The sequence below is a fragment of the Pectobacterium carotovorum genome, assembly GCA_016415585.1.
Lineage (GTDB): Bacteria > Pseudomonadota > Gammaproteobacteria > Enterobacterales > Enterobacteriaceae > Pectobacterium > Pectobacterium carotovorum_K.
Map to the genome: position 1 here is coordinate 1,988,892 of CP066552.1, position 13,936 is coordinate 2,002,827.

The following is a 13,936-nucleotide window of genomic DNA, read 5'->3' on the forward strand; positions in this document are numbered from 1 at the left end:
GGTCTAACTACCTTTATTTTTTAACCGCAAGATAATGCCGAAAAACCGACATTATGTAAAGAAGCGTTCACGTTTGGGGCGTTATTTACACGGTTTCCTCTATTACGCTGTCGGTTCTGCGAGCTGTTGTGGTAGCCAACAACCGTCATCGACGGCAATATTCTGCCACTGGAAAAGCAGTTGCAGAAAGCGTTCGCGGGGAATTTCACTCACGCCCAGTGACGCCGTATGGGCATTTAACACCTGACAATCAATCAAATGACCGCCGTGGCGAATAAAATGCTGCTGGAACGCCAGCAGTGCATATTTTGAGGCGTTATCCATGCGGCTGAACATTGATTCACCGCAAAATAATCGCCCTTGTTCAATACCATATAACCCACCAACCAGTGCGCCATTGTGCCACACTTCGACGGAATGTGCTTTCCCAACCTGATGAAGCTGGCGATAAGCTGCAATTATGTCTGGCGTAATCCAGGTGCCATCATGGTGTTCATGCGCGCAGGCGTGGATGACATCATCAAATGCCTGATTGAGCGTGGCATGAAAAATATGACGTTTTAGGAATTTTTTCATGCTGCGGCTGAGATGGAATTCACCGGGAAAGAGAACCGCACGCGGATTCGGAGACCACCATAAGATAGGTTCACCGGGGGAGTACCAAGGGAAAATGCCCTGTCGATAAGCCGCTTTCAGTCTGGCAACGGAGAGATCGCCGCCAACGGCCAGCAGGCCGTTGGGGTCATCCAGCGCATGATTCGGATCAGGAAACTGAAGCGATTGAGACGATAGCTGGTATAGGCGCATATTTTTCAAACGTTGTGTTTCACTGAAATTGCCTTAAACGTGTTGGCGGAATTGCCAATAACGACCTTGCTGTGCCATTAAAGCCCGATGGCTGCCCTGTTCGATCACTTTGCCATCGTCCAAAATACAGATGCGATCCATCGATTCTAAGCCGTATAGCCGATGAGTGATGACGATCAGCGTCTTATCGGCACAGTGCTGGCGGAGCAGTTGCAGGATACGCTTTTCGGTTTCTGCATCCAACCCTTCAGTAGGCTCATCCAATAGAACGAGCGGTGCGTCGTGCAATAAAGCGCGTGCTAATGCGATACGGCGCTGTTCGCCACCGGACAGCTGTCGACCGCCTTCTCCCAGCCAGGCATTCAGCCCTTCGTTTTCCAGCAGTTTTTCTAACCCAACCTGCTGTAATACCTCGGCCAGTTTTTCATCTCGTGCAGTCGGTGCTGCTAGCAGTAGGTTATCACGCAGCGTGGCGCTGAAAATATGCACGCGTTGTGGCACCACGCTCATCATGGCGCGGAGATCTTCTTCTCGCCATTCGGCAAGAGGATGACCATTCAGCGTAATGTCTCCGTATTCACAATTCCATGCCCGAGTCAGCAATTGTAATAGCGTCGATTTCCCGCATCCGGTACGCCCCAGCAGCGCCAGATGCTCGCCCGGCTGAATGGAAAGAGTAATATTCTGTAGCACGGGCTGGGGTTGACCGGGATACGTGAAACCGACATGTGAGATGTCTAGCGACGCCTCACGCGAGGTTTCTGGCCCATGCTCTGGGAACGTGACGTCAACGGGCTGGCGAATGATTTGATCGACCCGAGCCGCGGAGGCAATCACTTGTCCCATATGCTGGAAGGCCACCGTGACGGGGGCCAGCGCTTCGAAGGCGGCAAGCGAGGCGAACACAAACAGCGCAATCAATGCACCGGGCTGCGGATTACCACCAACGCCATTGGCTGCCAGCCACAGAATCAAAGTAACGGTCAGTCCGCTGCATAAAATCATCACCGCCTGAGACAGGCCGGTAAGGTTGGCCTGCTGACGCTGGCGACGCAGCCAGTTGATTTCCACCAGAGCCAACTGCTGACGGACGCGACTGAGTGCGCCGAAGACGGTGAGTTCCGCCTGACCTTGCAGCCAGGTCGTGAGCTGAAGGCGGTATTGTGCACGCAGCGCGGTCAAATCCTGCCCGATGCCGTTTCCTGCCCGATAAAAGATAATCGGCAGGCACAGTAGCAGTACTAGCATAATGGCACCCAGCGTCAGAGCCAGTGAGGCATCAATGAAGCTCAGGCCGTAACAGACGATAAGAATGACGGCGAATGCGCTGACGATGGGGGAAATCACGCGAAGATAGAGGTGGTCGAGCGTATCGACGTCCGCCACCAGCCGGTTTAGCAGTTCAGCCTGACGAAATTGTGCTAGTCCACCCGGAGAGAGCGGCAGAATGCGAGAAAAAGTGAAAACACGTAAGCGCAGCAAAACGCGGAAGGTGGCATCGTGACTGACAACTCTTTCCCCGTAGCGCCCGGCCGTACGGGCGATAGCCGCACCCCGCACGCCAGCGGCGGGCAACATATAGTTAAAGGTGAGCAGCCCGACGATCCCCGCCAGCGCAGCACCCGCCAGAAACCAGCCGGATAAGGCGAGTAGACCAATGCTGGCCAGCAACGTAGCAATGGCCAAGACCACGCCCAGACTCAAATACCAGAAGTGCTGACGATAAAGTGCCAGAAACGGTTTTAATACCTGCATCGTTTTCATCTGAGCCATTACAGCGCCTCCTGTCGTTGTGCCAGTAGCGTCGCGAAGGGACCCGCTTCGGCTCGGAGTGTTTGATAATCACCCTGTTGAACTAACTGACCGCTGTCCATTACCCAGATCGCGTCATACTCGGCGATCTCGGTGAGCTGATGCGTGACCAGCAGTGTGGTCTGTGAACGTGCCGCGTCGTTCAGCGCCGTCATAACCAGCTCCTCACTATGAGCATCCAGGCTGGCTGACGGTTCATCCAGCAGCAGTAAGTTGCAAGGGTGAATGAGCGCACGAGCAACGGCGACGCGCTGTGCCTGCCCGACAGAAAGGCGTGCCGCACCGTCACCGACTGTCGTTTCCAGTCCTTGCGGGAGCTGCGGTAAAAATTCCTGTACATACGCGCGCTCAATCGCATACTGCAATTCCAAGGGACTGGCCTGCGGGTTACCCAGTAGAATATTGCTGCGTAGCGTCTGTTCCGGCAAGTGGGGATTTTGTCCAACCCAGCTTAACTGCTTACGCCATGATTCAGGCGTCAGCGTGTTCAACGCTTGGCCATTGACGGTGAGTGAACCGCGATAGGGCAGGAATCCCAGCAGGACATTCAGCAGTGAGCTTTTTCCTGCTCCGCTGAGACCGACCAGTGCGATACGTTCACCTGCGCGAATATCGAACGTCAACGGTTGGGTCAGCGGTGTGCCATTTGGCGCGAGGACAACCAGGTTTTCCGCCCGGATAGTAATGGCGCTATCGCTGCAGAATTCTTGTGTGCCAAAGCCGACCGTCTCGCCTTCCTCTGACAGAAAAGTCACCAGCGATTCTGCTGCGCCGATAGCCTGAGCCTTGGCATGATAGAAGGTGCCCAAATCGCGTAAAGGCTGAAAGAATTCTGGAGCCAGAATCAATACGAGAAAGCCGGCGAAGAGCGTCACGCCCATGCCGTAATGACCAAAATCCAGTTCCCCGAGATAAGAGAAACCGAAATAGACGGCGACCACGGCGATTGAAATGGAGGCGAAAAACTCCAGCACGCCCGAGGAGAGAAACGCCATGCGCAATACTTCCATCGTGCGACTACGGAAATCCTCGGAAGCATGACGGATTTGTTCGGTTTCAGCCTTGCCACGATGGAACAGACGTAGCGTTTCCATCCCGCGCAGGCGATCGAGGAAGTGTCCGCTCAGGCGTGCCAGCGCCAGAAAGTTACGTCGGTTGGCATCTGCCGCGCCCATGCCAACCAGCGCCATAAAAAGCGGGATGAGAGGAGCGGTTAGAAACAGAATCAGACCCGCAGCCCAGTTGAGCGGGAAAATCGTGATCAAGATAAGCAGCGGGATCAGCGCGGCAAGATACATTTGTGGCAGATAGCGGGCGTAATAATCCTGCATATCATCAACCTGCTCAAGAATCATCGTTGCCCAACTGCCGGCGGGTTTGCCCTGAACCCAGGCAGGGCCAAGCTGTTGCAATCGATCCAGTACCAGCTTACGAATTTGCTGTCGAACGGTTTGTCCGCAAAGAAAACCAACGCGCTCGCGTAGCACACTGTTGAGTGCGCGCAGAATAAATGTGGTAATCAGCAGAAGGAAAGGGGAGAGCAAGGATTCGCGAGTGGCATGCTCGATGATCAAGGCATGAAGCAGCGTCGCTAACAGCCAGGCTTGTGCCACGATTAACGCACCGCTCAGGAATCCAAGCAGTAGTGAAATCCGTAGCCAACGTTGCGCCAGCTTACTCTGCTGTTTCAGCCAGGCGGTCAGTTCTTGCTGTCGGGTTTTTTTCATCAGGCACCAGTTCGTTATATTGCAGAAATGGACTTAACAGAAAATAACTCTCATGTAACTGTTAGTTAACAAAATTATCTTCTATCACGCAGAATGAGGCCATGTTACCGCGACAAGGACGCGCTGCAAACGAAAAGGAGAGGGGAAATGAGTGAGGCGATCAATTTTTGTGTTGCGGAGGGCAAACCAGAAGGAAGAAAACGGAACGACTATTGCCGCTCCGTTATCAGCAGTGTATTACTTGTTGACGGTCAGCCCGTCCAGGTAGCGTTCAGCATCCAGTGCCGCCATACAGCCGGTACCTGCGGAGGTAATGGCCTGACGGTAGATGTGATCCATGACGTCGCCTGCGGCAAAAACGCCAGGAATGCTGGTCTGTGTCGCATTGCCGTGAATACCGGATTGTACTTTGATATAACCGTTTTCCAGTTCCAATTGACCGCCAAATACGGCCGTGTTCGGGCTGTGGCCGATAGCGATAAACACGCCAGCCAGCTCCAGTTCTTCTGCAGCATCACTCTGTGTATCGCGGATACGGACACCGGTTACACCCATGTCATCGCCTAGCACGTCGTCCAGCGTACGGTTGGTATGCAGGATGATGTTACCGTTTTTAACTTTGTCCATCAGGCGGTCGATCAGAATTTTCTCTGAACGGAACGTCTCGCGACGGTGGATCAAATGCACTTCCGCAGCGATATTAGACAAATACAGCGCTTCTTCAACCGCGGTATTCCCGCCGCCAACGACAGCGACTTTCTGATTACGGTAGAAGAACCCGTCACAGGTTGCGCAGGCAGAAACCCCTTTGCCTTTAAATGCCTCTTCAGACGGCAGGCCAAGGTAACGAGCCGATGCCCCCGTGGCGATGATCAGCGCGTCACAGGTGTACTCGGCGCTATCGCCGAATAAACGGAAGGGACGGTTCTGCAAATCAACACGTTCAATATGATCGAAGATCACTTCAGTATTGAATTTGGTCGCGTGTGCATGCATACGCTCCATTAACAGCGGGCCAGTTAAATCATCGGCATCACCAGGCCAATTTTCTACTTCGGTTGTGGTCGTCAGCTGACCGCCTTTTTCCATACCCGTGATTAATACTGGCTGTAAATTCGCCCGTGCAGCATAAACAGCGGCAGTGTAGCCAGCCGGGCCTGAACCCAGAATCAATAACTTGTGATGTTTAACAGTACCCATGCTTTCCTCATTTCATGACGGCAGATAATGTCCATATGAACGGTCTCTACAACAAACCCGCTTCCTTACTACGAACAGTCTCTACCACGGACAATTCGAACGATTGTAAGGAAATTACAAGAGTAAAAAAAGTATGCAGAAAAGTTGCTGGCTATTTGTTTAATCGTTAATGACGATGAGGATGACAAATCGCTGAAAAATCAGCCACATTCATAAGTAAAATGATTGAAGTCACCTCGGAGAATGGCTCTGGCTTATCCAATCTGGCAGTTTCTTCTGATTTTCGTTGTTTTGCTTTGACAATCGGCTGTGCATTTGCGAAAACATCTGGGTAAGAGGAAATTTTTTGTATGTGAACAGTTAAAAGCTCGGCTTTTTATTCGTTTTTGCGCAGGTAGTAGGCCTTTGGGCCATGGATATGACGTGATGGTCTTTTCGCGGGTGAGCAATACGTGGGGCGAGAACGAGAAGTTAATGACTGTTGATATACAAAATAGGCAGCGTGTCTTCTTTAAGGGTAGCTCTGATACATGAGGTCTATCGGGGTAAAGCGGGGGCAGGGAAAAGTGAAGAGAGACAATAATAATGGTAGACACTAAAAAACGGCCAGGAAAAGATCTCGATCGTATTGATCGTAACATCCTGAACGAATTGCAAAAAGATGGGCGTATTTCCAATGTCGAGCTTTCCAAACGTGTTGGGCTGTCGCCAACGCCTTGTCTGGAACGTGTGCGTCGTCTGGAAAGACAGGGTTTTATTAATGGCTACACAGCGCTGCTAAACCCGCATTATCTGGATGCGTCACTGCTGGTTTTTGTTGAAATAACGCTAAACCGCGGTGCGCCTGATGTATTTGAACAGTTCAATGCTGCGGTGCAGAAGTTGGAAGAAATTCAGGAATGTCATCTGGTTTCCGGTGATTTTGACTACCTGTTGAAAACGCGTGTGCCAGACATGTCCGCTTACCGTAAGCTCCTGGGTGAAACGCTGCTGCGTTTGCCGGGTGTAAACGACACCCGTACCTACGTGGTGATGGAAGAAGTGAAGCAAAGCAACCGTCTGGTCATTAAGACGCGATAAACGTGTGGGTGCAAAACCCGATAAATTCAGCTACACTCCTGTGAATTTATACAGTCCCAGCGCCGGGTTTTCTCGGCGCTTTGTCATAAACCTTACAGGCCCCTGGAGAGACTCTTGAGCCAGGAATATACAGAAGATAAAGACGTTACCCTGAAAAAACTCAGTGGAACACGTCGTTTGCTTGAAGCGATTTTAATCGTTGTGGCACTTTTTGCGGTTTATCTTAGTGTCGCACTACTCAGTTTCAGCCCCTCCGACCCCAGTTGGTCACAGACTGCATGGCATGAACCTATTCACAACCTTGGTGGTGTAGCAGGTGCATGGCTGGCGGATACGCTGTTCTTTATTTTTGGTGTGCTGGCCTACGCCATTCCACCGATTATGTTATCCCTGTGCTGGGCGGCTTTCCGTCAGCGCGATAACCAACAATCTATTGAATATTTTACCTTTTCACTTCGCCTGATTGGGACATTGGCGCTGATCCTGACCTCTTGCGGTTTGGCTGCGTTGAATATTGACGATCTCTACTACTTTGCTTCCGGTGGTGTTTTGGGAAGCCTGTTGAGCAGCTCAATGATCCCACGTTTCAACAGCATGGGCGCGACGCTGATTCTGCTGTGCGTGTGGGGCGCAGGGTTAACGCTGTTTACCGGCTGGTCATGGTTAACGATCGCTGAAAAAATTGGCGCGGGTGTCTTGGGGTGTTTGACGTTTATGTCAAACCGTTCACGCCGCAATGAGGACTACCGCGAAGAACACGATCGTGAAGAAGATGAACGTGATGTGCTTAACCTGCGCCACGATGAGGCGTCGGGTGAGGTAGGAACACAACAGCGTGATGATGATGACGTCCTGTTTTCTGCGCCTTCCGTGGTTGATGCGGTAAACGACACGGCGTCAGGCACTGAGATAGTGGAGTCATCACCGTTAGCTGAGAACGCGCCGACAGCGACACAACCGGCGATCTCCGCTGAAACGCCAGTGACAGCGTCAACATTGCCTGATGTGGCAACGCCTGATTCCACATTATCAGGAGCCGCATTCTCTGGTTCATCGTCTGGCGTTGTGCCGCCCGTTACCCCATCTGCGATTGATTCGACGCCGTCGCTAAATCCACCGCTGTATTCGTTTGAAATCCCTGAAACGCCAGCGATCGCAACCTCACCTGAGCTCCATAGTAGTGCGTATGCACCTTACGGAAATAGTTACGGAGAGAGTGCTGTACCGCCGATTGTCACGGCACCAGTGGTTCAACCGTTTGCTGAGCCACCACAGCTTGCGCGTGATACGGATTCCAATGCGAATAACACCTTTATGCCTGCGTTCAGTGCCGATGGGGATGATAACCCGCAGATTAAACGCGGCGTAGGACCGGAACTGCCGCGTCCTAATCCGGTACGTATTCCTACTCGCCGCGAACTGGCGTCATACGGAATCAAACTGCCGTCGCAGCGGCTGGCTGAAGAGCAAGCAAGGTTGCAGGCGCAGAGCGGTAGTGCAGAAACGGAATTGGCGAATGATGTGTATCAGGAAGAGACGCCGGATGACATCGCCCAGCAGGAAGCGGCATTGCAGCAAGCGTATCTGGATCAGCAACGTCAGCGTTACGGTGATGAGTACCCGTTACAGGAAGACGATGAAGACGCGCTTCTGCAAGCTCAGCTAGCCAGAGACTTCGCTGCACAGCAGCAGTCACGTTATGACGCCAGCGCATTGCAGCACGATGAGGAAATCCCTGCTCCGGTAGCGCCGCCTGTGGTCAGTGCGCCCGTTCAGCCAAATCCTGTCACATCGCATAACGCTTTTTCATTCTCGCCGTTTAGTGCGGAGAGTGAGCGCGAGCCTGAACCGCATACGTTCAGTGAATCCACCTATTCGCAGCCGTCCTACCGTGCTGAACCCGAGCTTCCGCCGATGCATGCTGGTGAAGATGGGGATGATGACGATGAGCGCAATCCGTTGACGTTTAGTCAACAAGCGCAACCGACGTCAGCGCCTGTTGAGTCCGTGAAACAGGAAACGGTGGCTACACCAACGCATCATCCGGCAATGGATGGTTTGATTCACCCGTTCCTGATGCGTAACGAACAGCCGTTGCAGAAACCGACGACGCCGCTGCCAACGCTGGATTTGTTGACTCCACCGCCGGCTAGCGAAGCGCCTGTTGATAATTTCGCATTGGAACAGACGGCGCGACTGATTGAAGCACGTCTGGCTGATTTCCGGGTAAAAGCCGATGTGGTTGATCATTCTCCTGGGCCGGTGATCACACGGTTTGAATTGGATCTGGCACCGGGTGTTAAAGCGGCACGTATCTCGAATCTGTCGCGCGATTTGGCACGCTCACTGTCGGTTGTCGCAGTACGTATTGTTGAGGTTATCCCAGGCCGACCTTACGTCGGGCTGGAATTGCCGAACGCGCATCGTCAGACGGTTTATCTGCGAGAAGTACTGGATTGCGATCAGTTCCGGGATAATCCATCACCGCTGTCGATTGTGCTGGGTAAAGATATTGCGGGCGAGCCTGTCGTTGCCGATTTAGCGAAAATGCCACACCTGCTGGTTGCTGGTACGACGGGGTCGGGTAAATCGGTCGGCGTCAACGCCATGATCATCAGTATGTTGTATAAAGCCACGCCGGAAGACGTACGCTTTATCATGATTGACCCGAAAATGCTGGAGCTCTCGGTGTACGAAGGCATTCCGCATTTGTTGACGGAAGTCGTGACCGACATGAAAGATGCGGCCAATGCCCTACGCTGGTGTGTCGGTGAAATGGAACGCCGCTACAAGCTGATGTCAGCGCTTGGCGTACGTAATCTGGCGGGATACAACGAACGGGTAATGACCGCAAATGCAATGGGTCGTCCGATCCCCGATCCGTTCTGGAAGCCGGGTGACAGTATGGATATGACGCCGCCAGTGCTGGAAAAACTGCCGTATATTGTTGTGATGGTCGATGAATTTGCTGACCTGATGATGGCGGTGGGTAAGAAAGTTGAAGAACTGATTGCCCGATTGGCGCAAAAAGCGCGTGCGGCGGGGATTCATCTGGTGCTGGCGACGCAGCGTCCTTCCGTTGATGTCATCACCGGGTTGATCAAGGCAAATATTCCGACGCGTATCGCGTTTACCGTTTCCAGCAAGATCGACTCACGAACTATCCTCGATCAAGGTGGCGCGGAGTCGCTATTGGGGATGGGGGATATGCTGTATATGGCACCTAACTCCTCGATACCTGTCCGTGTTCATGGCGCTTTTGTGCGCGATGAGGAAGTTCACGCCGTCGTTCAGGACTGGAAAGCGCGCGGTCGCCCTCAATATATCGATAATATTGTCAGCGGTGGCGACGATGCTGAAGGCGGAAGCCTCGGTCTTGATGGCGATGAAGAACTCGATCCGCTATTCGATCAGGCGGTAGAGTTTGTGGTCGATAAGCGGCGTGCATCCATCTCTGGCGTACAGCGTCAGTTCCGAATCGGTTATAACCGTGCCGCGCGAATCGTTGAGCAAATGGAGGCGCAGGGTATCGTCAGCTCCCCAGGACACAACGGTAACCGCGAGGTATTGGCCCCGCCATCAATGGAATAAGCATGCTGTACTGATTGACGTCACTCCACGATAAGGGCTGCGCGAGCAGCCCTTATGCAAAGAAGCGTAAAAGCGGCAATAAGCAGATAATTCACCTATCACCGTCCGAGTGGGTTCAGATAACATAGATCTATAGATAACGTAGCTCGACGAATAACACCGATCTGTAAAGAACATAGGCGCTAGGCAAAGCGTCTGACCTCGATAGATGAAGGTTCGTTATATTAAGAAATTCAAAGGATTATGCGTATGAAAAAGTGGTTAGCTATCAGTTGCCTGATTGCAGGTGTTACCTCAACTGCTGTCTATGCGGACGCGGCAAAAGATTTGCAGGGTCGCCTCAATAAAGTAAACAGTTTCCACGCCAATTTTAGCCAGAAAGTCACCAGCGCTGACGGCGCAGCGGTGCAGGAAGGGGAAGGCAAACTGTGGTTGAAACGTCCGAACCTATTTAACTGGAAAACCACATCACCTGACGAAAGTACGTTGATTTCTGACGGCAAAACACTGTGGTTCTACAATCCGTTTGTTGAGCAAGTCACGGCAACCTGGCTGAAAGATGCGACAGGGAATACGCCGTTCATTCTGATTACGCGTAACGATGCCAGCGACTGGAATAAATACGATGTGCGTCAGAAAGGCGATGATTTTGAGCTTACGCCGAAGTCAGCGAGCGGCAATCTAAAGCAGTTCGCGATTAATGTGACGACAAACGGCACAATCAAGCAGTTTACCGCGACGGAACAAGACGGGCAGCGGAGCACTTATGTGCTGAAGAACCAGCAAAACGGCGCTGTTGATGCCGCGCAATTCACGTTCACACCGCCGAAAGGCGTCACGCTGGATGACCAGCGTCAGTGAGGCCAGAGTGAGCAATCTGTCCCTTGATTTTTCCCATAATGAATTCCAACCGCTGGCCGCGCGTATGCGGCCTGCGACTTTGGCACAGTATATCGGTCAACAGCACCTGTTAGGTGCTGGTAAGCCTCTACCACGCGCCATTGAGGCAGGGCAGTTGCACTCAATGATTCTCTGGGGGCCGCCAGGAACGGGAAAAACCACGCTGGCAGAGCTGATTGGGCATTACGGGCAGGCTGATGTTGAACGTATTTCTGCCGTGACGTCTGGTATTAAGGAAATTCGTGAAGCGATTGAGCGTGCCCGGCAAAATCGCAATGCGGGGCGCCGCACTATTTTGTTTGTCGATGAAGTCCATCGTTTCAACAAAAGTCAGCAGGATGCGTTTCTGCCACATATTGAAGACGGAACAATCACCTTCATTGGTGCGACAACCGAAAACCCTTCTTTCGAACTCAATTCCGCGTTGTTATCTCGTGCCCGTGTCTATTTGCTAAAAGCGCTGACGGCGGAAGATATCGAACAGGTCTTACTGCAGGCTATGAGCGACAGCGAACGAGGATACGGCGGACAGAATATTGTTCTGCCCGCCGAAACCGCACGAATGCTGGCCGAATTGGTCAACGGCGATGCCAGACGTGCGCTGAATAGCCTGGAAATGATGGCGGATATGGCGGAAATCGACGCGCAGGGCATGCGTGTTCTGACACCGGCACTCCTCAACGAAATCGCTGGCGAGCGTAGTGCCCGCTTTGATAACAAAGGCGACCGCTATTACGACCTGATTTCAGCGTTACATAAATCAGTAAGAGGCTCTGCGCCGGATGCGGCGCTTTATTGGTACGCGAGAATCATCACCGCCGGTGGCGATCCGCTGTATGTTGCCCGACGACTGTTGGCGATTGCATCGGAAGATGTCGGCAATGCGGATCCGCGTGCGATGCAGGTGGCTATCTCAGCCTGGGATTGCTTCACCCGCGTTGGCCCCGCAGAAGGGGAGCGTGCCATCGCTCAGGCGATTATTTATCTGGCCTGTGCGCCGAAAAGTAACGCCGTGTATAGCGCGTTTAAAGCCGCGATGCAGGATGCGCGCGAGAGGCCAGACTATGATGTTCCAGAGCATTTGCGCAATGCGCCTACCCGATTGATGAAAGAAATGGGGCTTGGGGCAGAGTATCGGTACGCACACAATGAACCTAATGCCTATGCCGCTGGCGAAAGCTATTTTCCGCCGGAAATGGCCGATACGCATTATTACGCGCCGACCTCACGCGGTCTTGAGGGTAAAATTGGTGAAAAGCTCGCCTGGCTTGCCACTCAGGATCAAAATAGCCCGACAAAACGCTACCGTTGAACTAAGCGTTGCGGTAAGGTTATTGCGGTATTTTCTGAAACCGGCCGCGCAGCGCGCCGTGTAAGCCACCATTTCATTTGATAATCACAAGCACAGGATTAGCATGCTCGATCCCAATTTACTGCGCAATGAGCTAGACGCAGTCGCCGAAAAGTTACTGGCTCGCAGAGGCTTTAAGCTGGATGTTGAGACCCTGCGTAAGCAGGAAGAACGTCGTAAAGTATTGCAGGTAGAAACTGAAAACCTGCAGGCAGAGCGTAACTCCCGATCGAAAGAGATTGGTGCAGCGAAAGCACGCGGTGAAGATATCGAGCCTTTGCGTCGTGAAGTTAACACATTAGGCGAAAAACTGGATGCCGCGAAAGCCGAGCTGGATCAGTTGCAGAATGAAATTCGCGATCTGGCGTTAACGATCCCGAACCTGCCGGACGACTCTGTGCCGCTTGGAAAGGACGACACGCAGAATCAGGAAGTGACTCGCTGGGGTGAACCGCGTAAATATGATTTCCCCGTGCGCGATCATGTTGAACTCGGAGAGATGGCTGCCGGGTTGGATTTTGCCGCTGCGGTGAAATTAACCGGTGCGCGTTTTGTCGTGATGAAAGGACAGATTGCCCGTTTGCACCGTGCGCTTGCCCAGTTCATGCTGGATTTGCACACACAGCAGCATGGCTATCAGGAAGCGTATGTCCCTTATCTGGTAAACCACGCCACGTTATACGGTACGGGTCAGTTGCCTAAATTTGGCGAAGATCTCTTCCATACCAGACCGCTGAGTGAAGAAGCGGAAAGTAGCAACTATGCGTTGATTCCGACTGCTGAAGTTCCGCTGACCAACCTGGTGCGTGACGAGATTCTTGATGAAGAATCCTTACCGTTGAAAATGACTGCACACACGCCGTGCTTCCGTTCAGAAGCTGGCTCGTATGGTCGCGATACGCGTGGGTTGATTCGTATGCACCAGTTTGACAAAGTTGAACTGGTACAAATCGTCCGTCCTGAAGATTCCATGCAGGCGCTGGAAGAATTGACGACCCATGCCGAAACCGTGCTGCAACTGCTGAAATTACCTTATCGTAAGGTCTTGCTGTGTACGGGTGATATGGGCTTTGGTTCCACCAAAACTTACGATCTGGAAGTCTGGCTGCCGGCGCAGGACACGTACCGTGAAATCTCTTCCTGCTCAAACTGTGGGGATTTCCAGGCGCGCCGTATGCAGGCTCGTTGCCGCAGCAAGTCCGATAAGAAGACTCGACTGGTTCACACGCTGAACGGTTCTGGTCTGGCAGTTGGTCGTACACTGGTTGCCGTTCTGGAAAACTACCAGCAGGCTGATGGCCGTATTGAGGTTCCAGAAGTGCTTCGTCCATATATGGGCGGGCTGGAATTTATTGGCTAATTGCGGTTATCTGAATAAAGCGCCTAAGGGCGCTTTTTTTACGCTATAGGTTCGGTAATATTTTTTCATCGTAAAAATAATTTCTCTCCCTTAAACACCTCGCGTTAC

Annotated in this window: 9 protein-coding genes; 5 read left to right on the forward strand and 4 right to left on the reverse strand. The window is 52.4% G+C overall.

The genetic code is table 11. The annotated features are described in order from the left end of the window. Positions 1-102 precede the first annotated feature (102 nt). The 4 genes from aat to trxB form a co-directional block, all read right to left on the reverse strand. Positions 103-807: a leucyl/phenylalanyl-tRNA--protein transferase gene (gene aat / locus JFY74_08890; GenBank protein QQG30493.1), complete on the reverse strand. Its 705-nt coding sequence runs from the start codon at positions 805-807 to the stop codon at positions 103-105. Between the two features lie 33 nt (positions 808-840). Then, positions 841-2,562: a cysteine/glutathione ABC transporter ATP-binding protein/permease CydC gene (gene cydC / locus JFY74_08895; protein QQG30494.1), complete on the reverse strand. Its 1,722-nt coding sequence runs from the start codon at positions 2,560-2,562 to the stop codon at positions 841-843. A gap of 17 nt (positions 2,563-2,579) precedes the next feature. After that, on the reverse strand, positions 2,580-4,346 hold the full coding sequence (gene cydD, locus JFY74_08900) for a cysteine/glutathione ABC transporter permease/ATP-binding protein CydD (GenBank protein ID QQG30119.1): 1,767 nt from the start codon (positions 4,344-4,346) through the stop codon (positions 2,580-2,582). Positions 4,347-4,583: 237 nt separating this feature from the next. Further along, positions 4,584-5,546, reverse strand: coding sequence for a thioredoxin-disulfide reductase (trxB, locus tag JFY74_08905; protein QQG30120.1), 963 nt, complete (start codon positions 5,544-5,546; stop codon positions 4,584-4,586). A gap of 585 nt (positions 5,547-6,131) precedes the next feature. On the opposite strand from trxB, the gene lrp reads away from it, so the two are divergent. From lrp to serS, 5 genes are all read left to right on the forward strand, one after another. Next, positions 6,132-6,626, forward strand: a complete 495-nt coding sequence (gene lrp / locus JFY74_08910) for a leucine-responsive transcriptional regulator Lrp (protein ID QQG30121.1) — start codon at positions 6,132-6,134, stop codon at positions 6,624-6,626. A gap of 114 nt (positions 6,627-6,740) precedes the next feature. After that, positions 6,741-10,217 (forward strand): DNA translocase FtsK 4TM domain-containing protein, encoded by a 3,477-nt coding sequence (locus tag JFY74_08915; GenBank protein QQG30122.1) that lies wholly within the window; start codon positions 6,741-6,743, stop codon positions 10,215-10,217. A gap of 249 nt (positions 10,218-10,466) precedes the next feature. Then, positions 10,467-11,078 carry an outer membrane lipoprotein chaperone LolA gene (gene lolA, locus JFY74_08920; protein ID QQG30123.1) on the forward strand — a complete coding sequence of 204 codons (612 nt, stop codon included), beginning with the start codon at positions 10,467-10,469 and terminating at the stop codon, positions 11,076-11,078. A 7-nt stretch (positions 11,079-11,085) separates the two neighbouring features. Then, on the forward strand, positions 11,086-12,429 hold the full coding sequence (locus tag JFY74_08925; protein QQG30495.1) for a replication-associated recombination protein A: 1,344 nt from the start codon (positions 11,086-11,088) through the stop codon (positions 12,427-12,429). Between the two features lie 103 nt (positions 12,430-12,532). Further along, entirely contained in the window at positions 12,533-13,828 is a 1,296-nt protein-coding gene (gene serS / locus JFY74_08930) for a serine--tRNA ligase (protein ID QQG30124.1), read from the forward strand. Positions 13,829-13,936 lie beyond the last annotated feature (108 nt).